23 protein-coding genes are annotated in these 24,326 nt (G+C 36.5%); 18 read left to right on the top strand and 5 right to left on the bottom strand.

The window, feature by feature from the left end; genetic code table 11:
- The first annotated feature begins 2 nt into the window (after positions 1-2).
- From PQG45_RS07665 to PQG45_RS07590, 16 genes are all read left to right on the top strand, one after another.
- The gene (locus PQG45_RS07665) at positions 3-1,079 is read left to right on the top strand and encodes a polysaccharide pyruvyl transferase family protein (RefSeq protein ID WP_316070615.1); all 1,077 of its coding nucleotides are present in this window, start codon (positions 3-5) and stop codon (positions 1,077-1,079) included.
- Positions 1,076-2,230: a glycosyltransferase gene (locus PQG45_RS07660; protein ID WP_316070614.1), complete on the top strand. Its 1,155-nt coding sequence runs from the start codon at positions 1,076-1,078 to the stop codon at positions 2,228-2,230. The genes PQG45_RS07665 and PQG45_RS07660 overlap by 4 nt, the downstream gene beginning before the upstream one ends.
- A 20-nt stretch (positions 2,231-2,250) precedes the next feature.
- Positions 2,251-2,880, top strand: a complete 630-nt coding sequence (locus PQG45_RS07655) for an acyltransferase (protein WP_316070613.1) — start codon at positions 2,251-2,253, stop codon at positions 2,878-2,880.
- Between the two features lie 67 nt (positions 2,881-2,947).
- Complete coding sequence (locus tag PQG45_RS07650; RefSeq protein WP_316070612.1) at positions 2,948-4,222, top strand: hypothetical protein; 1,275 nt, start codon at positions 2,948-2,950, stop codon at positions 4,220-4,222.
- A gap of 27 nt (positions 4,223-4,249) precedes the next feature.
- Entirely contained in the window at positions 4,250-5,353 is a 1,104-nt protein-coding gene (locus PQG45_RS07645) for a glycosyltransferase WbsX family protein (RefSeq protein ID WP_316070611.1), read from the top strand.
- On the top strand, positions 5,346-6,239 hold the full coding sequence (locus PQG45_RS07640) for a DUF6492 family protein (RefSeq protein ID WP_316070610.1): 894 nt from the start codon (positions 5,346-5,348) through the stop codon (positions 6,237-6,239). Before PQG45_RS07645 ends, PQG45_RS07640 begins: the two co-directional genes overlap by 8 nt.
- A gap of 7 nt (positions 6,240-6,246) precedes the next feature.
- Positions 6,247-6,972, top strand: coding sequence for a glycosyltransferase family 2 protein (locus PQG45_RS07635; RefSeq protein ID WP_316070609.1), 726 nt, complete (start codon positions 6,247-6,249; stop codon positions 6,970-6,972).
- Between the two features lie 108 nt (positions 6,973-7,080).
- Entirely contained in the window at positions 7,081-8,259 is a 1,179-nt protein-coding gene (locus PQG45_RS07630) for a glycosyltransferase (protein WP_316070608.1), read from the top strand.
- 4 nt (positions 8,260-8,263) lie between these two features.
- Positions 8,264-8,806 (top strand): acyltransferase, encoded by a 543-nt coding sequence (locus PQG45_RS07625; protein WP_316070607.1) that lies wholly within the window; start codon positions 8,264-8,266, stop codon positions 8,804-8,806.
- Between the two features lie 11 nt (positions 8,807-8,817).
- Positions 8,818-9,567 (top strand): WecB/TagA/CpsF family glycosyltransferase, encoded by a 750-nt coding sequence (locus PQG45_RS07620; RefSeq protein ID WP_316070606.1) that lies wholly within the window; start codon positions 8,818-8,820, stop codon positions 9,565-9,567.
- Positions 9,568-10,279: 712 nt separating this feature from the next.
- Positions 10,280-11,035, top strand: a complete 756-nt coding sequence (locus PQG45_RS07615; protein ID WP_316070605.1) for a tyrosine-protein phosphatase — start codon at positions 10,280-10,282, stop codon at positions 11,033-11,035.
- Positions 11,035-12,426, top strand: a complete 1,392-nt coding sequence (locus PQG45_RS07610; RefSeq protein ID WP_316070604.1) for an exopolysaccharide biosynthesis polyprenyl glycosylphosphotransferase — start codon at positions 11,035-11,037, stop codon at positions 12,424-12,426. The genes PQG45_RS07615 and PQG45_RS07610 overlap by 1 nt, the downstream gene beginning before the upstream one ends.
- Positions 12,427-12,444: 18 nt before the next feature.
- On the top strand, positions 12,445-12,654 hold the full coding sequence (locus PQG45_RS07605; protein WP_316070603.1) for a hypothetical protein: 210 nt from the start codon (positions 12,445-12,447) through the stop codon (positions 12,652-12,654).
- The gene (locus tag PQG45_RS07600) at positions 12,651-14,066 is read left to right on the top strand and encodes a capsule assembly Wzi family protein (protein WP_316070602.1); all 1,416 of its coding nucleotides are present in this window, start codon (positions 12,651-12,653) and stop codon (positions 14,064-14,066) included. The genes PQG45_RS07605 and PQG45_RS07600 overlap by 4 nt, the downstream gene beginning before the upstream one ends.
- A gap of 7 nt (positions 14,067-14,073) precedes the next feature.
- On the top strand, positions 14,074-14,313 hold the full coding sequence (locus PQG45_RS07595; protein ID WP_316070601.1) for a hypothetical protein: 240 nt from the start codon (positions 14,074-14,076) through the stop codon (positions 14,311-14,313).
- Between the two features lie 188 nt (positions 14,314-14,501).
- A complete protein-coding gene (locus tag PQG45_RS07590; RefSeq protein WP_316070691.1) occupies positions 14,502-15,173 on the top strand; it encodes an alpha/beta family hydrolase in 672 nt (223 codons plus the stop codon).
- On the opposite strand, the gene PQG45_RS07585 is transcribed toward PQG45_RS07590, so the two are convergent.
- Positions 15,170-15,502, bottom strand: coding sequence for a heavy-metal-associated domain-containing protein (locus PQG45_RS07585; protein ID WP_315577241.1), 333 nt, complete (start codon positions 15,500-15,502; stop codon positions 15,170-15,172). The two genes, PQG45_RS07590 and PQG45_RS07585, sit on opposite strands and share 4 nt — an antisense overlap.
- A 1-nt stretch (position 15,503) precedes the next feature.
- Positions 15,504-16,826: a hypothetical protein gene (locus PQG45_RS07580; RefSeq protein WP_315577242.1), complete on the bottom strand. Its 1,323-nt coding sequence runs from the start codon at positions 16,824-16,826 to the stop codon at positions 15,504-15,506.
- 151 nt (positions 16,827-16,977) lie between these two features.
- Between PQG45_RS07580 and PQG45_RS07575 the strand changes: the two genes are divergently transcribed.
- A complete protein-coding gene (locus PQG45_RS07575) occupies positions 16,978-20,535 on the top strand; it encodes a T9SS type A sorting domain-containing protein (RefSeq protein ID WP_316070600.1) in 3,558 nt (1,185 codons plus the stop codon).
- Positions 20,532-20,711 (top strand): hypothetical protein, encoded by a 180-nt coding sequence (locus PQG45_RS07570; RefSeq protein ID WP_316070599.1) that lies wholly within the window; start codon positions 20,532-20,534, stop codon positions 20,709-20,711. The genes PQG45_RS07575 and PQG45_RS07570 overlap by 4 nt, the downstream gene beginning before the upstream one ends.
- A gap of 28 nt (positions 20,712-20,739) precedes the next feature.
- Here the strand turns inward: PQG45_RS07570 and PQG45_RS07565 are convergent, their stop codons facing one another.
- From PQG45_RS07565 to PQG45_RS07555, 3 genes are read right to left on the bottom strand one after another with little or no spacing between them, the layout of a single operon-like run.
- Positions 20,740-22,932, bottom strand: coding sequence for a hypothetical protein (locus PQG45_RS07565; RefSeq protein WP_316070598.1), 2,193 nt, complete (start codon positions 22,930-22,932; stop codon positions 20,740-20,742).
- A 7-nt stretch (positions 22,933-22,939) separates the two neighbouring features.
- Positions 22,940-23,947, bottom strand: a complete 1,008-nt coding sequence (locus tag PQG45_RS07560) for an IS3 family transposase (protein WP_236633171.1) — start codon at positions 23,945-23,947, stop codon at positions 22,940-22,942.
- Positions 23,944-24,258 (bottom strand): transposase, encoded by a 315-nt coding sequence (locus PQG45_RS07555; protein WP_130895643.1) that lies wholly within the window; start codon positions 24,256-24,258, stop codon positions 23,944-23,946. The genes PQG45_RS07560 and PQG45_RS07555 overlap by 4 nt, the downstream gene beginning before the upstream one ends.
- Positions 24,259-24,326: the final 68 nt, after the last annotated feature.

The following is a 24,326-nucleotide window of genomic DNA, read 5'->3' as shown; positions in this document are numbered from 1 at the left end:
ACATGAAAATAGGAATATTAACTTTCCATAGGGCACATAATTATGGTGCAGTTTTGCAAGCATATGCATTACAAGAAGTACTTAAAGAATTAGGACATGATGTCAAATTTATAGATCACATAAATAAAGAAATAATGGGGGCTTATAAAATTGTCAATTTGCGTCAATTTTTTATAGGCAAAGGTCTGAGATTTTTTCCTGAATTATATCTCTTGTGGTATAGATATAAAAGAAGTGTTTTTTTTAACCTATTTATAAAATCTAATTTATCCATAGATTCAAATATAGCTTTTGACTCTTTAGAGGATAATTATGACGCAATTATAGTTGGAAGCGATCAAGTATGGAATTACGACCTAACCGGTGGCTTTGATGAATATTATTGGGCAAATTTTAAAAATAAAAATACTAAAATAAAAATAGTAAGTTATGCTGCGAGCATGGAAGTCCCCAATATGTCAGAAAAAGAAAAGTCTTTAATTGCAAGATTATTAAATAATTTTGATTCTATTGGTGTTAGAGAAGATAGCCTCAAAGAACATTTGCAACCACTTACAAGTAGAAATATTAATGTTGTCGCAGATCCTACACTTCTAACAGATATTAACTTGTGGAATAAAATTGCTGTTAGACCTTTATCATCAAAACCTTACCTGCTATTATACCAAGTGCGAAATAATAGCAAAAATGAAGTTTTAGCTAAAAAGGTTGCTGAAAAATTAAATTTGGAGATAGTCTATCTTTCCGCTAGAATTGATACTAAGAATAGCTCATTTTGTAGAAGTGCTTCTCCAAGCGAGTATCTTGGCCTGTTCAAATACGCAAGTTTTGTTTTGTGTTCATCTTTTCATGGGACTGTTTTTTCAACTTTATTCAAAGTTCCTTTTTACTCTATTTTAATGGGAGATGGAAAAGATTCAAGGAGCATATCGCTATTGAAATCGTTGAATTTGAGTGATAGAGCAATATCATACAATGACGAAGTTGTTTACAAACCCATTGATTGGTCAAAAGTGGACGAAAAGAGAGAGAGAATTAAACAAGCATCTATCAATTATTTGTCTGATAGTTTGAAATGAAAATTTTATATGTTGCTAGCTGTGGCGGTCCTGGAGGAGCATCAACAGCTTTATATAATCTTATTCAAGGCTTGTGTGATAAACATGAGATCATTTTAATATTTCCTCAAAAAGGTTCTTTCTCGAAAAAAGTTGAAAATCTTGGTGTGAAATGTATTTATTTGCCAACTTATTACTTAACTGCTTATCCACCATTCAAATCTTTAGGTTCAAAAGTTAAATTTTTATACAGGTTATTGAAGTTAATATATTCGAATTTTATTGCTTACAAGTATCTATTAAAAGTATCAAAAAAAATTAACCCAGACATTATACACACAAATGTGGGGCCATTAGATATTGGATTTAAAGTGGCACTTAAATTGAGAATAAAGCATGTTTGGCACCTTAGAGAATATCAGGATTTAGATTTTGATATTCGTTTTTTCCCTTCCAAGAGCGATTTTTTTAAAAAAAATCGACATCCTAATAATTTTTCAATAAGTATTACTCAAGATATATTTGATTACTGGCATTTAGACAAAAATAAAGATCAAATAATTTATGATGGTGTTGTAGCTAATCGAGAACATACTATAGTACCTAAAAAAAGCAACTTTTTTTTGTTCGTAGGACGAATTGAGGAAGCAAAAGGAGTAAAAAAATTATTGAGAGTATTTGGAGAATTTGCTTCTAAAAATAATGATTATCAATTACTATTTGCAGGGAGTGGGGATGAAAAGTATATACAAGAATGCAGTCTATTAATTGCTGCATTAAAATTGGAAAAGAGGGTTTTGTTATTAGGTCAACGCGATGATGTAGACAAATTAATGGAAGAGGCTGTCGCTCTAATTGTGCCTAGTCGTTTTGAAGGTTTCGGTTTTATTACTGTCGAAGGAATGTATAATCATTGCTTAGTAATTGGGAAAAATACAGCTGGAACCAAGGAACAGTTTGATATTGGATTCGAAAGAAATGGAATGGAAATAGGCTTCAGGTTTAATACAGATTTTGAACTTTTATATAATTTAGAAAGAGTTATTAGGCTTTCTGACGTGGATTATCATAAAATTACAAGTGTCGCATATCAAACAGTTATTAATAAATATTCAATTGAGAAACATGTTACCAATATTGAAAGATTTTATGAAAAATTACTTAATAATTAATTTTATACACTAAAAATCACATGTTGACTAACTCTAAGTTAATAAAGTTTATATTTGAAGTTTTGCATATTATTTACAGTTATAATTACAGTCGAAAATTGAGCGGCCGAATTGATCGTTTTTACACATTGTGGTTAAGTAATAATATTTTCCAAATTGGAGAAAAATCGTTAATAGGAAAAGATTGCTTTTTGAAAGGCGGGCAATATATTGAAATTGGAGATAATACTAGTATAGGAAGACATGGAGTAATAACCTTTTGGGATTCTGATAACAGTAAAAAAGGTACTTCTTCGATTAAAATTGGTGATAATTGTTCGATCGGAGAATATTGTCTTATTACTTCAATAAATTCTATTAAAATTGGAAATGGGGTATTAATAGGAAGAAGGGTTACAATCACAGATAATTCTCATGGAGCTTCTCTACTTGAGGAATCTAAAATTATGCCATGTAGACGGAGTTTGTACTCAAAAGGTCCAATATTAATTGGAAATAATGTTTGGATTGGTGATAAAGTTAGTATCATGCCGGGAGTTGAAATTGGTGACGGTGTTATTGTTGCAGCAAATACTGTTGTTACAAAAGATATTCCTCAAAATGTTGTTGTTGGTGGAGTACCGGCCAAAGTGATCAAATTTCTCAAGTAATTTCAGATTATAATTTAATTAAAAAGATGCAAATTTTTAATTTATCCTTATTCACTTTTTATAATTCATGCAGTTTGTATTAGTAGTTTTCTTTAGTATATTTTTTTATGACAGTTTGAATAATAAATTATTTAATAATAGAGTTAAAGTTTATTTTCTTTTGGTCATTATTCTAATAATGTTGGACTTTTTTGGGGGGGAGAGTAAAGGTGCTAAGGCTATTTGTTTTTTGGGATTACCATTTATTTTTTTTGATTACAAACGACCAAGTATTTTCAAAGGATACATAATTTTATTTATTATTGGTCTTTTCATTAGCATGCTTTCATGTTATTATTTCAGGAATCAAACACTAATGGAATCATTCTGGCAATATAATTATCTATATGCTTTAACATTTTATTTTTTGATAAAAGCTTTTAATCTTCCTGCAGTTGCAATGGAAAGGGTATTAGTGATTTTAGTTGTACTTTTTTGCGTCGCATATTTTTATCAATATTCTGTTTATCCAAGCATGGTTTTCATATATAATGATCAAGAGTATGAGGCTAATGATGTTAGAGTTCGTTTAGTAGGGCAGGGCCTAGCTTCACTAGGATATTTTTATAGTTTAAATAAAATATTGATAAATAAAAAAAATAGATTATTTTTTTTATTACTGTTGTTAGCAACATTACTGTCAATTTTGCTCATGGGTTTTAGAACAATGCTACTAGGGATTGTTTTAATGACTTCAATAATTGTAATTAAAATAATTGGATTTAATCGTCGTCTACTAATTTATTCCATCTTGATATCCATATTTTCCCTATTTGTACTCAATTTGGAAGTCGTTTCTAATAAATTAAATTCTATGTCTGAAAGACAAAAAACTGATAACCTCAGCAATAATGATTACGTTAGGTTGTTGCAATTAAATTATTACATGACAGAGCATTTTAAAAGTAATTCTGAATATCTGTTAGGTTCAGGTCTGCCCCAAAGAGGCGATAAAGAGAATAATATCAAAGCGAGTTCTTATGGTAAATATATGGATTCTTTGCTTTCTCAAGGACTAACTTGGGTCGACTGGGGGTTATTAAGTATGAGTTGGGTAATTGGGATTATACCGGTTTTGACATCAATATTTTATTCAATAAAAGCATATCGAATTAAAACAAAAAAAGAGCACTTGTACCTAGGTGTTTGGTTTATGTATATTCTTATAATATCATTTACAACAATCGAAATTCTTAGAGCGGGTAATTTAGCTTTGCAAGCATTTTGTTTTGTATTGATTGAAACTACAGTAAGAAATAATAATGTAGATTTTTTAAAAAAAAAAGAATTGATTTCGGAATAATTTAATTTATTAAAGTTTAAAGTAGCTTTGGAAACTAATTTTAAAAAAGTACGAGTATTTGCATTTTATTTACCGCAATTTCATCCAATTGTAGAGAATGACTTTTGGTGGGGAAAAGGTTTTACTGAATGGACAAATGTATCAAAAGCAAAGCCACTTTTTCCAACACACTATCAACCCCGAATTCCAGGAGATCTTGGTTTTTATGATCTAAGATTGCAAGAAGTTCAAGAACAACAAGCTATAATGGCTGGAGAATATGGAATTGATGGTTTTATTTATTGGCATTATTGGTTAGGTGAAGGCAAGCAAATGATGCAAATGCCAATCGAACAAATGTTTGAAAATAAAAATATAACATTGCCATTTGCACTATGTTGGGCAAATCATTCATGGTACGCAAAAAATTGGAACTCAAAAGGAGTAAAAGGCAAAGATAAACTACTTCTTAGGCAAACATATCCAGGAATAGGTGACTATAAAAATCATTTTCGAAAAGTGTTGAAATTCTTTTTGGATGATAGATATATTAGAATCAATAATAAACCTATTTTTGGGCTATATGAGCCATACTCTTTACCAGATGTAAATATTTTTATAGACGTTTGGAATCAATTAGCTAAAGAGAATGGGCTAGATGGGATTCATTTTATAGCCTTTAATTCCCAACATAAAAATGCAAATAAGCCATTTGAATATAAGTATGATTCTAGTATTGTAGAATATGTTGGTTCTTCCAAAAATATAAATAATAATTTTTTCAAATATTTCTATTTGGGGGTTTTGAAGCGCATATTCAAATGGCCACACATTATTTCATATAAGAAATACTTAAAACATGTTTTGGAGGAAACAAACAAGAATACTAATGTTTTTCCTTGTATTGTACCTAATTACGATCATTCACCCAGAAGCCATAGGGCAGCAACAATTCTTCACAATTCTACACCAACATTGTGGGGGAAATTATTAGATGGCGTTTTGAAGCAATTAAAAGATAGAGAAGGCGAGCAGTTTTTATTTATTAAAGCTTGGAATGAATGGGCAGAAGGCAACTACTTGGAGCCAGATTTGAAATTTGGAAAAAAGTATCTTGAAGTTCTAAGGAATAAAATAGATGAAAATGAATAATTCAATTGACATTGTCATATGCGTTTCACTTAAAGATTGCTATTTTTTAAATAAAAATTTTTATTTCATATTCAAGAATCTTTCTCCATCAACTATTTATATAATTACAGACCCAAGGAACTTCAAATATATACAATTGCAAAAGTCAATTGTTCTTATTGATGAGAACAAATTAATTGATGGTCTTAATATGTCAGTAATTAAAGAGGCGTTAAATAATCATTGTCATAATGATAAGGCTTATGGTTGGTACTTTCAACAATTACTTAAGTTGGCTTTTTCTCAATCCCAATATGCTAAAAAATGCTATTTAATTTGGGACTCTGATACAGTTGCATTAAATCCTCTGACTTTTATCGACGGTGACAAATATAATATTTTGCCTAAATCAGAAAATCATAAACCTTATTTTGAAACGATTGAACGTCTGTTGAAATTACCTATAATTGCCACGCATTCATTTATATCAGAACATATGATTATTGATACTGAAATAATGAAATCAATGCTATTAAATATTGAGCAAAGCAGTTTTTATAAATATAGCTCGAATGAAAAATGGTTTGAAAAATGTATTTATGCAACAGATCCAGAAGTTATTCAAGGATTTAGTGAGTTTGAAACTTATGGTAATTTTTGTTTAAATTTTCATCCCAATATAATGAAATTTAGATGGTTAAGATCATTTCGGCATGGGTCTAAAATTTTTAGTGTTTTTGGTTCTCGAAAAGAAATTGAGTCTTTAAAAGATGAGTTAGATATTATATCTTTTGAATTATATGATTATCCAGTTGATTTTTTTAGAAAATACAAGCAGGCCATTTTTTTTAAGATTTGTAAAGCCATTTTATTTTTCAGATTAAAAATTAAAAATTTTCCATTTTAATTATAATATGAAAAATTTAGTTTCAGTCATTATAGTAACCCTTAATGCAGACAGAACTATTTATAAAGCAATTAATAGTGTCAAAAATCAAACTTATCAAAATATAGAACTTTTGATAATTGATGGCCTATCAAAAGATAGTACTCTTAATGTTCTGAAAAAATTTGACAATTTATTCTATATTTCTGAAAAAGATAAAGGAATATTTGATGCAATGAATAAAGGTATTCAATATGCAAATGGAGAATGGGTTTATTTTTTGGGAGCAGATGATGAGTTAGAACCCAATGCTATAGAAACCCTAATACAAAATTCGGAAGGTTATGATATTGTATATGGAAACTATACGGTTGTGTCCCCTGAAGGAAAAGAGACTAATTTGTATGCACTAGATTATAAAGTAGTCAGATTCAAAGTTTTTGGAAATCATCAGTGTTTAATTATGAAAAGAAATGTAATAGTAGCCCTTGATTGTTTTGATATAACTTTCAAATTAGCAGCTGATTTTGATTTGATCCAACGTGCTTATTTACAAAATTATAAGTTTAAGCAGATTCAAGCCTGTATTTCTAAATTTAGTTTAGGAGGTGTCAGCTCAAACAATTACTCAACAAGTATTGAATGGTGGAAAATATGCAAGAAAAACAATTCAGTTACTTTTCCTATTTTATGCCTATTTTATGGACTTTTACGTGACTTTAAAAATAGAATTATTTATAAAATATCAAGTTAATACAATAACTAATCAAATTGGATGGCTCACTAACTTAAATAGGTATACTTTATCGTTATTTAGTTTTAAATCTGTAATTCGATTCGATTTTTTATTTACAAACAGAATATGCGCATCCTATTTTTAATGAAAAACTACGCAATAGGAGGTGTTGAAGTTGTAAGCCAAATTCTAGCAAATAAGTTTTATGACGAAGGACATAAAGTAACTTTTGTTGCTTTTGAAAAACCTCCTGAATTACTTACTAATGAGTTGAATAAGGGAATTGTAATTCACGTACTTGATTTACCCCTATATTCAGAAAGTAATGTTTTAAAATTAAAAGATATTATCATTGAGAATAATATTGATATTATTATAAATCAGTGGGGACTTCCATTTGAACCAACTCTTCTAGCATTTAATGCAAAAAAGGGGACATCAGTCAAGTACATTTCTGTTCAGCATAATGTTCCAAATAATAACGATAGACTTGTAAAAGTTAAAACTTCTATTGCCAATTCAAGAGGTTTTAACAAGTATTTATTGAAAATTAAAAAAAAAGCGATTCAATTTATAACTGCTAAAAGCATGCATTATGTATATTTTAGAAGTGATGCTTATATTTTACTATCTCAAAGTTTTATTCCCATTTTTAAAAAATTCATCAATTTAAAACATTGTAATAAACTTGAAGTAATTACAAATCCAATTACGATTGATGATAAGAACTTTAACTATAGTGAATCGGAAAAACGGAGAGAGGTAATTTATGTTGGACGTTTAGATCACAATCAAAAAAGAGTTAGTAGGATAATTGAATCATGGGGCTTAATTGAATCAAACAATCCTGATTGGAAATTAACTTTAATTGGTGATGGCCCAGAAAAATCAAATATAATAAGTCAAATAAAAGATTTGAATTTGAGGAATGTTACGATTGAAGGATTCCAGAATCCCAAGGAATATTATAAACGATCCTCAATTCTTCTTCTTACATCAGAATATGAGGGCTTTCCTTTGGTAATTGCAGAATGTATGCATTTTGGAGTAGTTCCTATAGTTTATGGAAGTTATCCTGCCGTTTATGATATAATAAGATCAGAATTTGATGGAATTATAGTGAGTCCTGATGAGAATGGATTTAATTCTAAATTAATGGCCGAAAATTTGGAAAAAGTAATGAAACATCAAAATCTCTTGCAAGAGATGGCTAAAAATGCAATCCATACAAGTAAAAGATTCTCTGTAGATAAAATATATAATCTTTGGTTGAACCTATTCGAAAGGGTAATCAATCAAAAATAAAAATATGAAAATCAAAATTTTGCTTCAATTAAAGTTTTTAATTGTACAATTTTTAAATACAACCATTAACTTTTTTCCGGTTTCGTTAAGGTCATTCTATTTAAAATTATTTGGTATAAAGGTAAATAAGCATTCTTTTATACATCGTAATGTTAAGTTTTTCCATGTTGGCAATTTTTCAATGGGGAAAAATTCTACTATAAATTTTGGCTGTTACCTAGACAATAGAAGAGGTATTAATATTGGGAATAATGTAGGAATAGCGCATGATACCAAAATTTATACGTTAGGTCATGACATAGATGATCCACTTTTTAAAACAAAAGGAGCTCCTGTATTTATTGAAGATAATGTTTTTATTTTTTCCAATTGCTTGATTATGCCAGGCGTTACAATACATGAGGGGGCAATTATTTTAGCTGGTAGTGTTGTAACTAAAGATGTTTTACCTCATTCTATAGTTGGAGGGAACCCTGCTAGGTATATAAAAGCTAGATCCACTGATATTAAATATTCATTGGATTATTCTTATTGGTTCGCATTATAGCTAAGTAAATAATGGATAAAGTTCAGCTTTTCAACATTGAGATTAGTTCTCTTACTTTAAATGAATTATTGCACCAACTTAAAAAGGGAGTATTATTTACCCCTAACGTTGATCACTTGGTAACGCTTCAAAAAGATTACGATTTTTTATGTTGCTATAAAACTGCTGATTGGGTAGTTTGTGATAGTCGAATAGTTAACCTTGCAGCTAAATTCTTAGGTAAAGGTTTTAAAGAAGTGATACCTGGATCTTCATTCTTACCTGCATTTTATAACTTCCATAATGCGAATAAAAATATTAGTATATTTCTATTAGGCGCAGCACCTGGGGTTGGAAAAGTTGCGATGCAGAACATTAATGAAAAAGTTGGTTGGAAAATCGTTATTGGAGCTCATTCTCCTTCATTCGGGTTTGAAAAGAATGAGAATGAATGTTCTAAAATTATTGATATTGTAAATAAATCTGGTGCCAATGTTTTAGTTGTGGGTGTTGGTGCGCCTAAGCAAGAAAAGTGGATTATGAAATACAAATCTGAAATGTCAAATATTGATATATTTATGGCATTAGGCGCTACAATTGATTTTGAGGCTGGTAATATAAAAAGGGCTCCCAAAATAATTCAAAAATTTTATTTAGAATGGCTTTACAGGTTGATGAGTGAGCCTAGACGTTTATGGAAGCGTTATTTAATTGATGATTTTCCTTTTTTTTACCTCATCTTAAAACAGAAGCTAGGTTTATATACAGATCCATTTAAATAAATATTTTTAATTGGTATATATTATCGTGTTTCATTTTAATGTATTTTAAAATATTTATATCTATATATTGTGAATTAAATTGCTAATAAGTATGTAAATACTTTCTAGACTTTCCTCATAATTTGAACTAAGTTTTTGTATTTCGGAAACTCTAAATGCCATGCTACCTTTCATTTGGCATGATTTTAATAGGTGTTTTTCGTGGGATGTCATTTTAATTTTGCGCAATTCGAAAGCATTGACTTTATCAATCCAATATTGTTCAAACGTTATTGCATATATTAATTTTAAGCTACAAAGTGTCTATTTCTCTTGGTTAAATGGCCTCATTATAGTAAAAAAAGGTTAGGTTATTTCAATGTTCTTCTGACTGAATATTGCCGTTTGCTAATTATAGTTCACTCTTTACTATTTAGCTTAGTCTGTTATATCTAACATTTGCATTCGCGGCATGTGGTTGCTCTTATCGGGTATTTTGAATGAACTAAATGAAGGGTGGAATACATAATCGTTGTGTTTTAGCTTGGGATACTGCTTGAAATATTAACTATTCAATAAAAACAAAATTTAATTGGAAGGCAAATGTACCTCTTGATTAGATCAACAGACTCTAAGACGAATTGCTTCAATTAGCGTTGTGCTTTTTTGATACTAATATTCAGTATTAAAGCTATTTTATTACAATTCTCATAGGTAATACCTAATTCAAATCATGTTCTCCTGGCTTTATCGTAAAAAAGAACCTATTCCGCTCGTTCCCTGGGGAATCCACGTGGATATCCATAATCACGTCCTTCCCGGCATCGACGATGGGGCCCAAAACCTAGACCAAAGCGCCTTCTTATTAAAAGGTTTAGCTGACTTAGGTTTTCAAGAAATTATCGCAACGCCACATACGGCCGCGGGGATTTACCTGAATAGTCCTGCGAGTATTGGAGCGGCTTTTGATTTGGTTCAGTCATCTACGATTCCTGAAAAGGTCAATCTCAAGGGATTTGCTTCGGAATACATGTTGGACGATTATTTTGATCGTATCATTCCCTCGGGACTATTGTGCTTGCCTAATCGACCTAATCATCGCTATGTATTGGTTGAGTTTCCTTACATGGAATTGCCTTATCACTGGCATGATTCCTTATTTGCATTACGAAAAGTGGGCTATATCCCTATTTTGGCACATCCGGAACGTTATGCCTACATCAAGCCAGCTGTGATGCTGGAACGTATCCGTGCCACGGGGATTTTATTTCAATTGAATTTACTTTCCCTGGGGGGCTATTATGGAAAAGAAGTCATGCAGGTTGCCCACACTTATCTACGCGAGGGCTTGTATGACTTTGCCGGAACAGATGCACATCATGCGAACCACATCGCGGGTTTGCAACGTATGGCTTCGGATCCCGTTGTTTCCCAAATGATTGCGGAATATCCATTTAAAAATAATTCTATTTTCAGTACGCACGCTTAATGCGATCCGGTCAACGTTTCTTGGGAGCTATCCTGCTACTACTAGCAGATACATTTTGTTTTGGGTTAACCTATTTTCTAGTGGACTTATTTCAAGTTTATTTTCCAAGTGGCCCGCGTTTTCTTGTTTACCATAATTTGGGGATTAATGTCTCTATATGGGTTATGTTATCCCTCTATTTGGGTGTTTATCGGGCTTATGTGGAATATAAACTCGATGTGCTTTTACGCCAGTCCTGGCGAGCCCTTGTGGTCCAACAACTGGTCGTTGCCTTTTTTTTAAAATGGAATACCGGGCATTTTTACTTTGAGCAAGTTATTTTTATCAAGGTCGGCTTGTTGTTTTTCTTCATTTTTGCTGTTCGATTTTTACTTCTTCGGATTGATTACATTATCGAAAATCGCTCGAATCATTTTAATCGGATTGGTATTTATGGATTGAATCTGGATGCTATTCAGCTGGCCTCCCGTTTTGAGATGCAATACCATGGGCGAAAATTTGCGGGTATTATCAACGAGGAAAAGGTCTTAAGTAGATCTGAAGATGTCTTGCCTCTGTACATACAGGTGTTGCGCGCGATTGATTATGCTCAAGAAGTAAACATCCGGGAACTCTTTGTTTGCGTCCCTACCCATTACATTCATGATTTAAACTATCTGTTTCAAGAGGCGGAGAAGAAGTTTGTTCGATTGAATATTGTTCCTTCCGCTATGGATCAGCGGCGCTGGGCTTACCCTGTTCAGCAGGAGCTAGGGATTCATTTCATCACGCATCGGGTGAAACCGCTTGATACCTTAGCTAATCGGATGATCAAACGAGGATTTGATATCGTTTTTAGCGCAGTGGTCATCGTGTTCGTTTTGTCCTGGTTATATCCGATTCTCGCGGTGATCATCAAGCTGCAAAGCAAGGGGCCTGTAATTTTCAAACAACAACGGACAGGCCGTGGAAATAAGGTTTTTTGGTGTTATAAGTTCCGGTCGATGCGGGTGAATGATGCAAGCGATCGTGTGCAAGCCGTGAAGGATGATGTGCGACTGACGCGGATAGGTGCATTTATTCGGAAGACGAGTTTGGATGAGTTTCCGCAGTTTATAAATGTGCTACTCGGGGATATGAGTGTGGTAGGTCCACGGCCGCACATGCTTTATCATTCAGAGACTTACCAGCGCCTAGTGGAGGGATTTACCTTTCGTCATTTTGTTAAGCCTGGTATTACAGGACTTGCCCAAATCAGTGGATTACGTGGCGAGGTAGATGGCCAAGAAATCCTACAAGCGCGTATACAAAAAGACATTGAATACATAGAAAATTGGAATATAATCCAAGATTTAAAGATTTGTTTTTTAACAATCTACTTCCTCTTTGTAGGGGATGAAAATGCCTATTAATCATAATTTTTTTATGCCATGATGTATATCTACTTCGCTTCCGGCTTATTAGCTGGTATTTCGTTTACGTCCTTTCTACTTATCAAAGAATTGTACACGTTAAGTAAACGAAATCAAGTACAAACGAATCGCATTGAACGATTGGAGCAATTGAATCAATTATTAAGTACACAAATTTCGGAGGAACGAACGCATTACTCAACGATTAAAAAGGAAACTCAATCATGATATTAACCTTCTTACTTTTTATTTTTTCTGCTCCTGTGGATACGAATGACCACATTGATGTTGAATTGAAAGCATTAGCTTCGGATTCAAAGAGTACTCCATTTTGGATGCGTAGTTTGCAATACGGTTCAGTCCCTTTAGAAAATCCTGGATTGGGAACAAAAATTTCTTTATCACGAACTTACAATCCCTTGAGGCGCTATGACTGGAAATATGGCCTAGAGGTAAATACTTGGGTAGGATCGCAAAATACTTTATTCCTTACAGAAGCCTATATCAGTGGTCGGCGAGGTGGATGGGAGCTGTGGGCTGGACGAAAGAAAGAAGTTTATGGCTTAGGAGATACGACCTTGACATCCGGGTTTTATGCCTGGTCTGGGAATGCTTTGCCCATGCCTAAAATCCAATTGGGCACCCCGGGTTACCTCAATATTTTCAATCAGTGGATCGGTTTGAAGATGAGCTATGCACATGGATACTTTGACAACCGGGGACCCTTGGAAAATGTGATGTTGCATCAGAAGAGTTTATACGGGCGTATCGGTCGGCCAGATTCCCGTTTAAATTTATTCGGAGGCTTAAATCACCAGGTGCAATGGGGCGGAAACCGGATTGTTCCACTCACGACAAAACGTGCGATTAATGTGTATCCTAGTAGTTTGAATACCTATTTCTATGTGGTCACAGTATTAAAAAATAAGCATTGGGTCGCGATGGACCCCAATACGACTTCGGACGACACAGATAATCAATATGGGAATCATTTGGGATCTTTTGACATTGCTGCGGAATACAAAACACATTGGGGGCGGGTTCTATTTTATAAACAGACGGCCTATGAACAAGGTGCAGCGTTTAATTTGACTCCTGCTGATGATGGATTGACAGGACTATCCGTTCGATTGGATGGTCAACATTTAATTGAAGGTGTTTTGGTTGAACATCTTTATACAGGCAATCAAGGTCTTTATCGGTCTTGGATTGCAAAATTGTTCAACACCGTTGACACACACAATGGGGAAAAAATCGAATACATGTATAATGGCGCTCGTTCTACCGGCTGGTGGTACCAGGCAGATGAAATAGGAACCCCATTAATTATGCGGGATACGAAGACAATACAGGGTGGAAATCAATTCACTTACAATGCTGTTAATGTCATTTATTTGGGAATGCGTGGGCATATTACGGAGGATTTTGATTGGGTATTTCGGGGGTCTCGATCTATTCAAACACATTTAAGGCCTTCTCGTAATCCTGTACCTACTTTTCAGCAGCAGTCATACAGTCTACGCGTAAATCGTATCCAAAATGAACGATTAACCTACTCTTTTCATGTGTCTTACGACCAAGGAGAAATGTTAGCTGCTAGTCTAGGATTTATGGTATCAGCTCGTTATCAAATTAAATAATAATAAAATGGGAGGTTTTAGCCAGTTTGCTTATCTGGGGTATTTGAATCAATATTCCAAGCAAGAGTTAATGGAACGATTGATGAATTATCAAATATCGACTGTTTTTGAAGATGAAGCATTCCTAATAATCCGATTTATTGGCGAAGACATCCGAATCGATATAAAATATACAATCACAGGGATATTTGTAGGTATCATTGAAGAAGAGTGGTTTGACGTCCCTTTTACATTAGTTCGCGAATAGAAGTCATTAGTAGAATATGTATTGTTAAATCCCATTCTTTTCTTTTGAATGGGATTTTTGTATGTTAAAACCTAAGTTGACCTATTTATATGATTCATACGTATTATCATTGTGATGAAAAAGTAAATCTCTCTGAACACTTGTTTAGTAAAATGTATTTTTAGAACTAGGATTATGATAAAGCCTTGATGATTTTCGTTGAGGCTTTTTTTTGTGCGATGAAGCGAAAAGTCATGCTAATTTGTGGGCGCGAAAATCGATCTGCGGATGCGTTATTTCATGCCCAATTAATGGCTTATGTTAAATCCTTTGATTTGTCGGTCATGGAAAATTCGAGTGAAATGCCCATCGAAGCACGCTCCCCGCAACTCGTGCATTTTCTCAAATATTTTGGTGTTTTCAATATTTTGAGAACTGCGCTTCACCGGCTTCTTACCCCTCTTGAACGTTATTTAGGTAAAGTGAAGATAGAGAGACGCATTTGGCAGCTGCGTCCTACCTTGCAGCAATTGGATTGGGATCAGGTAGACCTATATATTTTGGGTCGTTCTGCCGGAGCTCTGGTTGCCTCGCGTTTAGCCATGGAGTTTCCCGTGAAAGCGGTTATTGCCTTAGGATATCCATTTATTCATCCTGTGTTTGGGATGCAAAGCTACCGTGTAAAGTATTTGCCAAGGATGCGGCAGGCGATGTATGTTTTTCAAGGAATTCGAGATGCGTATGGGGCTCCTGAGAAAATCAGTAGTATTCCCATGGCTTCCTATGTTCACATCATTCCATTGAATACGGATCACTCGTTTGTACTGGACGATGCCTCTTGGGAGGAATTTACCTCCCAGTTGGCCGTCATTTTATCCTAAGCCGTCACTTTCCCTATCGCGCAGCTCACATAGGATTTGGCTTCTTTCAGGAATGTATTATGTCCTTTTTCCGGGTATCCCATGCCATCCATTTTCTTGACATAGGATTCCTTGTCTAATTGCTCACCCTGAATCGTGATTTTCTCCTCTTCGAGGTTGATGTCCACGGATTGTACACCCGGGAATTCTAAAATAGCCTTTTTGATGCCACTCATGCAGCCGCCACACTTGATGTTTTCTACGAAAATTGCTAAGGTTTCCATGCTGATCGTTGTTTTGTGAACCCAAATGTAACGAACAGCGATCACGCAAAACGTGATGCATGTCATGTTATAGGATTGCCTTGATCTTTTCTCGCACGCCCTTTTTCAGGCGGTAGGTGATCAAACGCTTATCTTCTGTCGAGGCAGTGCGTTCGATGGCGTTGTTGATGTTATAGTAGAAGGCCAACTTCTCATTCACCTGTTTGATGGTCATGAAGCGAATGCGTCGCTGGTTCTCCTGGGATTTTGTTCCGCAATCTAAGATGTCATTCAGTTCATTCGTGGGGATGTAATTTTCTCCCGCGGCCAATAGTGCCTGTAGTAATTTACGCTCCAACGGATCGAAGGTAGGTTCAATTTTGCGTTTTTTATGATAAATCCAAACCCCTAAAACAAGTGTTATACATGCAATGATCCCACCTAAAAAATATTTCGTATAGTCTACCTGGTAAAACTTGCCTAGGTACGTTGATTTTTTCAGAAGGCTATTAACGGGTATGATTTGAAGTGGACCTCGGTCGGCATAATGAAAATATTTGATGGTGTCATCGCTGATGTAATAGCTGCTACCTCCTTCAAAATAGGTGCCGTTGTCTTTGTACTGATGTATTTCATTTTTCATTGGATCGATGATGTAGATACGATCACGCGCCATTTGAACAAAATGGGTTCCATTCCAATAAATTATACGGTGCTCAACTAATGGAATTTTATCTGAAATATTCCCTAAAACTTCCCAGGTTTTATTTTTGAAATTAAAGCGTTGGAATACCTTCGAATATTCGATTTTTTCATCCTCTAAATAGTTTTTATTATTTGAGCCACCTGAATAAAAGGCGTCATCCTGTTTTGAATAGCCTTGGAATCCATCAGACATCATCTCGGGACCCTTATTTTTAGGGCGTAAAATTTCCCATTCTTTCGTTGTTTTATCGTCAAAATAGGTGATGTGTTTGTTGTAATTCCAAAATCCTTCGCCTCCTACGGAGTACAAAACATCATTCCGATAAAAATGTGTTGCGCTAAAATTATATCCACTGTGGATTGTGCGATCGATGCGCTTAAAGACGGATGTCCGCAAATCAAAGTCATAGACTAAGCCCGTTCCTTGAATGGTAAAGCGAATTTTTTGATTTGGAAGAATGAAAAAATCAGGGTGCGCACTCTTAGCCGATAAAGGCATTAGTTCTTGTTCATCCATGATTACATCACCTTGGATTTCCCATTGATCCGTACTGATTTCTTTTTCTAATTTATGTGTGCTAAAATTAATCCGATAGCGCAATGTAGCATGCGCAGGAAGCCAATCCATGTAATAATCAAATGCATGGCTGGTCAAGCTCAGGCAAATGCAAGTAAATAGAATGATGTTTCGAACTAGTTGGGTCACGCTAATCATGTTATGCTGCAAATTAAGAAATTCGATGAAAATATCATGTCTATTGCGCGGTCAAATGTGTACAATAACGTGAATAACGGAATTATGCACGGGTTTCTCGCTAGAAAAAAAGTATTTTGAATACGTAATATTCTACTAATTTATGAAAATACAAGTACTCCTTATTTTGAGCGCCTTTGTGTGCTTTACGAGTCGTGCGCAGGACATCCGCGTAAAATCAGTTAATAAAAATGTACTGGCTTTTGATGCGAGTACGCCCAAATTGCTCAGTGATCTTGGGCTAACGGATCGTTTTCACGTTTCCCGTTACTTAGAATTCGAAGATTTTACCGGCGATGGCAAGAAAGATTTATTTGTCAATTATGCAGGAAATCCGGAAAAGGCCCACATAAGTGCCTTGTTTGTTCAGAAAACGGTCAATGGGAAATTGCAATTGGTAGAGGACGTGAATTACCGTGTCAAACAAAATTCCGATTTCGGGTTTGTGACGGGCTTGTCGGCCGACTTCAACGGCGATGGCAAGCGGGATATTTACCAATTCACGCAAAACTACCATGGCAAGGCGGGTAATCAACCCGCAAATTTCATCGGCGGGAAGAATAATTATCCGGATAACTACCTAATCAATACGGGGACTGGATTTACCTATGTCAAAGCGGATGACTATTTTCAAGGCGACTTGAACAATGGAGATTATTTGAATCAAAAAGAGCCCATCATTTTGGACGTAGACCGGGATGGTATCCCGAATGTGATTTTTGGGCATATCGGAGGTCAATTTGGGAATGATGTGTATCAACGGAAGCCTGGCCTGTTTGATTTGTTTTATTCCTATGAGCTGGATGCCAATAACCAATGGAAACGGGAGTTTTTATATCCGAATGCGAATCCAATTGGCTTTTGTTGTAATCAATTGGAAGCAGCACCCTTCCGAGGCAAGGTGGTCGATAACAAGGATTTTTATTTCTTGATGCATTACGAGCAGGTTTGGGATAAAAGCACGAATTCTATTGTTCCTTTTACGTCTTGGAATGTGTCTGATAATCAATATGTTGTGCAGCAATATCAGATCCGAAAGAATGATTTGACGCGCGCTTTTGATCCGAATGGCGCCCAGGATTTCGGGACTTTACAACGGGAATTTCCGTATGGAATTACCAACGATTGGAGTACCTATTTCGTTGATTTAGACAAGGATGGTACGGTAGAGCTGATTACGCAAGAGTGGGGTAACAACAAGCAAGGGGAAAATCGGCCGAATAAAATAGGCATCTATAACCTAAAAGGGGAGGAGATTTCTGCCCAATGGTTCGATAATCGATTGAATTATGATAATACAAATTCGCATGCCAATGGAATCCATTTGGTCGATGTGAACAATGATGGCTTGGTCGATATCGTCCCGCAAAACGGTTGGTATGAAAAGAAAAATGACCAATGGGGGTATTTTATTTTCATCAATAATGGCAAGAAAATGGTTAAACGCTCCGTCGTATTCCCTACGAATGACCAATCGAGTGAGTTTTTTGACCAAGGGGGATACTGGAAAGGATTTAAAATGCCATACGATTTTAATGGTGATGGTATTTATGAAATCATGCAAATTCGCATGGATCATAACATCGATATTGTCGAGTTGAACCTAAGCGATGTCGATAAAGATGGTGTGTTGGATGATGCAGATAATTGCCCGAAGAATTACAATCCGGATCAGGCGGATGCCGACAAGGACGGTATTGGTGATGTGTGTGATGTCGTTAATACTTATTTGGTTAATCCTGTCAAAGTAAAAAGTACGGAGACTGTTGATATTTATGCGATTAAGAATCCTTTTGCTTTTGAAAATGAAAACGGGCGCATCGTGAATGGCTTGGAGGAATTTCATCCGCCTTTTGATCGAGGGACAATTCTATTGGATTATAACCAAGACGGGAAGATGGATATCATTCATTCAAGTACCTATATTGATGGTGTTAAAACACCCATCGCGATGGGACATACTTCTGTTCCCTTGTATCTGAAAAATAAGGGAAATTTTAGTTTTGAGGTGTACCGCAATCCGAATTACTTGGATTATAGTATTTTTCACGGCATCCAAAATTATGACTTATTGGATGTGGATAAAGATGGGAAAATGGAGATTTTTCCTGGAGGGGAAAGCTACCATTGGGATATGGGAGGTCCTCAGAATTACCCTAATCTTCAATTTTGGTTAGAAAAAAACAATAATCATCGGGTAGATCGGGATTACAGTGTTTCGGAATTTAAGCTGAACCGCTATTATACCATCAAAGATCAAACGTACCTAATTGATGAAGTGAACAAAATCGATATTTCGGCAGAACGGGCAAAGGATCCGACTAATATTTTTGACTCCATTCAGTCGATTGGATCTGTAGATATTGATCAAGATGGTGATGTCGATTTGGTTCAAATGGCTGATTCGCGGAACGGAAGAAGTTTTTCAATCATGTTGAATGATGGGAAAGGGGATTTTAAATTGACGAGATATCCCACAGATATCACGATTCCGGAAGGTCGATTGATTCTGGATGATTTGAATTTAGATGGTAAAGTTGAACTTCTGGGCGTTGGGAAGAAGCGTGATTCGAAGCAGTTTTTTTTATACCAATTTGATAATTTGGGCGGTGGGCGATTCGATTTTCAGAATCCTAAAGCGTTGGATTTGGTTTATGATGCCAAAGATCCCATCAACCCGGGGAATCAGAGTATGCGTGCGTTCAAGAAGCAAGATTTGGATGGCGACGGTAATCCGGAGTTTATTTGTTACCTGACGAATCAGTACTCGGGTTTAGGAAGTTTGGATTTTCAGCCAGCGAAGTTAGCGCTGATTGAACCGCATAACCAAGTGGTCGTTTATACCAATACGAAAGGTGTGCTAAGTAATACGACAGCAAAATTCATACCGGATCAGAAGAATTTGGCTAAGTGGTTTACGAATGAGAGTGGCATGTATTTCATCGATTTGGATCAAGATGGGAACCTGGATTTAGTTCCCTATGTTAATACCTTGGAGCCGAAATACCTTTGGAATAATTCAGCTGATTTTCAATATTTTGCTTTTAATCCATCGACCAAAAAGTTTGAACATAAATCGAAGCCTAATTACATTTCGTTGTTTACGACGGCCGATAAAAACTATGGTCCTTTGGCGAATAACTTAGGCCGACATGCCTATGATTACGCAGATTTAGATGGCGATGGAGCATTGGAGGTAATTCAGCCTTCGGTTAATTTAGATTTAGATCCCAGTGTGAAGGGCAGGGAAAATTACCTCTTGATTATTAAGGATAAAAGTTTGGACAAACGTCCAGACGATGATGGGGATGGGGTGAAAAATGCATTGGATAAGTGTCCAAACACGGTTTCAGGTGCAAAGATTGATGCGAGTGGCTGTGAGATTGTACTGGCTACGGAGAAGGAAGATAGTCCGCTGATGCTTTCTCCCAATCCTTTTGTGTCAAGTCTAAAAATCAGTTACCCGGCCGATTTTGGTACGCTGGTTACAGCGGAATTAACGGATATCAAAGGCGCTATTGTTTGGAGTAAATCAAATGTTGGGAATGACGAGCTTGTTGATTTGTCTTACCTTGCGGCCGGAAATTATGTGATGAAGGTGGTTTCCCTCGTGACTGGCAAATCACAATCTATCAAATTGGTTAAAGCATTAAATGAATGAGAAAATTAACATGGGCACTTTTGTGCTTGGGATTAGCGAGATGTAGCAAAGAGGTATTATCCCACAAAATTACAACGGGCGCGAGTCCGATGAGTAGTTGGACGTATGTTTCTGTTGGATTCCCGTTTACCGCAGAACTCGACCAGCTGGTTCGGGCACTGAAAGCTTTGGCATAAAAAAAGCCCGCTTGCTGCGGGCTTCTCTTTAAAATACTTGATTCACTGTCACAATGAGCGAAGGTACCGATGGCCTGCTTGGACTGGTGGTCGCTGCTTTAAAGGCGATGTAGACTTGTGGGTTTGTTACGCTCCACATTAATTCTACCTGATCACCAGCGGCTAGATTTTGAAAGAAGTTCCATGATGCGACTGTCGCAGCGGTATTTAATCCACCGGATATAACAACCTCCGTTGCACTCGCGGGTACATTCACGCCATTCTTCCGCAACCAGATTTTGACTAGTTGAGCAGCTGTTCCCGCCGAGCGATCCAGTTGGGCCGAGAATTGAATGTTATAAATCCCTTCATTGATAAACCGCAACTGCGAATCATTCTGCACCGAAATCCCGGATGCAAAATCCGTATTACTTAGTTTCATGGCCACGGCTGAATCAGCTACCGCGGCGATTTGATTACTTAAATCATAAAAGCTGCCATAGCTCGCTTGGCTGAATGCGCCTGTTCCATTTCCACGAACCATACCAGTCAGTGTACTCACGCCCGTACCGCCGTTGGCTACGGAGATATTGCCTGTCAACTTGCTCGCTTGCATCGAAGCGATTTTCGCATCGGTGATATTCCCATCCACAATCTTCGTTGTCGTCACCGTGCTATCTGCCAAATTCGAAAATTTCACCGCATTAGTAGCTAGTCGGGGAGCGGCAGCCGTTCCTGTTAAATCTCCTGCTAATTGAATTTTTCCTAAGGTCGTTGTTGTGGCATCTGCCGTCGTTTGCGCGTCGATGTAGGTTTTGACAGCCCGTTGCGTTGGATACAAGGTATCACTCGGTGCAGTCGCCCCTAAGTTGGTAGCCGTACTGCGGTTCACTACATTTTCTTTCAGCGCTAAGCCCGGAACGCTAGGCGATGTGGCCGTGCCGGAAAGGTCTCCGGCTAATTGGATTTTACCCAATACATTGGTCGTTGCGTTCGGTGTTGTTTGCGCATCGATGTAGGTCTTTACCGCCTTTTGTGAGGGATATAAGGTGTCGCTGGCTGCTAAGGCGCCTAGATTTGTTGCAATAGATTTGTTCGCTAGATTTTCTTTTAATACCAAAGCCGGTACAGTAGGTGCGGAAGCGGTTCCAGAAAGATCTCCCGCTAACTGTACTTTTCCTTGGATCAAGGTTGTTGCCTCCGGAGTTGTTTGTGCGTCCACGTAGGTCTTAACCGCATTTTGCGTAGGATAAAGTGTTGTACTGTTGCCTAAGTTCAAATTGTCTGATTTGTTCGTCAGGTTTTCCTTTAATGCCAAAGCGGGTACGGTGGGAGCGGAGGCGGTTCCAGCTAGATCGCCTGCCAACTGCACTTTTCCTTGGATCAAGGTTGTTGCTTCCGGCGTAGTTTGGGCGTCTATGTAGGTTTTGACCGCTTTTTGAGTCGGGAATAATACATCACTGGGATTGGTTGACCCTAGATTCGCGGCGGTACTTTTGTTGGCGGTGTTCTCTTTGGTGATCAAAGCGGGAACCGTAGGAGCAAAGAATGTTCCGGATAAATCTCCTGCCAAAATAAGTTTACCTGCAATGCTTGTTGTGGCATTCGGTGTTGTTTGTGCATCTACATAAGCTTTCACGGCGCGTTGGCTTGGATAAAGTCCATCCCTTGCATTGGTACCACCTAGGTTTGTATCCGGCGATTTGTTTTGCAACCTTTCGTAGGTGAAATTCAAATTCGTGATGACCCCATTCACCTCATTCGCTTGCGTGACTAATTGGTCTAAACGACGATTTTGTACATCGTTCATGACATTGATATCGGTGATCGATTGGTTAATCACAGCTACCTGTGAAGTGGTTTGTAAATTGGCCGATTGGATTCCTTGAATATCCTGTTTGTTTTTGAGGATATCCGCTTTGATCGGGTCTAAGTCCTTTTTGGAAACCACTTGAATATCATCCGTGAATTGAGATAATTTCGTGGGAGCGGAGCGAACATTTTGGTAGTCGACACTTTCCGCATACAAGGCATAGGCTGAATAATTCAGGGTCTGCGTGCTAACCTGTGTGAATGTTTTGCCTTGGTCAAAGCTCACGTCCACTTTCAGTTTCTTTGGATTTGCATCCCAGATGACAGCATCAAATTTCGTGTATTTGCCCGCCGTGCTCATGCTTTGCGTGGCTGTTGTATTGCCATTTCCAATATTCACGTTGACTAGGCCATAGGCATCTTGTACCAACCCCTAATTACTTGGACACATTTGTTGAAAGAGTTGTGTAATAATTGTTTGTTTTTGGGTTTAAATTTTGTCTAAAGTATTTATAATTTTGATTTAAATCATCCACATTTTCGTTTTGGTTTTCGGATAAATTTTGTTCGAGACGTTTTTGGTTCGTGATGTGGATATTTTGTTCCCATTTTTCAATGGGTGTCATTTTGATTGCTTTGTGGAATCTTCGGGTGTTATACCAGATGGTGTGTGCGAATATTGTTTGTTTTGCATCATAAAACCCCGTGAATTCGTAACGTTCGATTACTTCCCGCTGAATGATGGAATGAAAGGCTTCGATGTAGGAATTTTCTTCCGGTGTTGCGATGTGAGTGAACTCTTGATTGGCTTCCGCTGTGCGAAGGTATTGCTTTACGTTGTTGGCGATAAATTGAGATCCATTGTCATTTCGAATGGTTACTCCTTTGATTCCGTATTCGTTGTTTATTCGTCTAAATGCATTGATGACATCAATTTGTTTGATGCTTTTTTGAAATATCTGATCCACGATTTTACGAGAAAAGACATCGATGATTGTTAGCAAGTAAAAGTTTCTTTTTTCGCCGTGTACATAGACGTATTTAATGTCTAGGCATAGGTATTCCATTGGATAGGAAGCCTGAATCTTACGGTGCTGGACAAACTTGCGTTTGCCGCTGGTTCGTATCACTTTACCCAAAAGCAGGTTGTGTTCGTCCATTAATCGGTAAACTTTTTTCTTGTTAATGTAATAATCAAGCTTGCGTAATTCCCCTGTTACATTTTCATACCCGTAGCAGCAAAATTCTTGCGAGAGGATGTCTTTAATTTGCTCGATAACGATCTGATTTTCGACCTTCTCTCCATCTTGTTTCCACGTATGAGAACTGGCTTTAACGCCCGGTTTTCCACCTGTAGACTTATAATAGTAAACGCTGGAAGGAAGGTTAGACCAAGATAAAAGCATACGTGTAGGAGCCTGTTGAATGTATTGTGAGACGATCATCTTCTTGTCTTGGTTAGCACAGGGCTTTTTTTTAAAAGCTCTGATTTGAATTCTATCTCCAATGCTTGTCGAGCGATAATTCGTTTCAATCGTTCGTTTTCTTCTTCCAAAGCTCTAAGCTCTGGATCTATTCGCTTATAGGCAGACTTTAACCCTTCAACTCCTTTGGAAAGGTATTTAGTCCTCCACTTAGCATATAGACTAGGTGATAAATGATACTTCCGACAAGTAACAACATTGCCTTCTCGCTGTCCTTCTTGAAGAATAGCTAAGCGATCCTCCGGACTGAAAATTCTTCTTTCTCTTTTCATAGTTCCCTAATTTAATTGGTTCTAAACTCTTTTTAAAATTTAGTCCAGTCTATTAGGGGGTTAGTACA

Origin of the sequence: Aquirufa regiilacus, from assembly GCF_032470275.1 — a bacterium.
GTDB lineage: Bacteria > Bacteroidota > Bacteroidia > Cytophagales > Spirosomataceae > Aquirufa > Aquirufa regiilacus.
The sequence above is the reverse complement of the archived record's forward strand: the minus strand, read 5'-3'. Positions and strand labels throughout refer to the sequence as shown.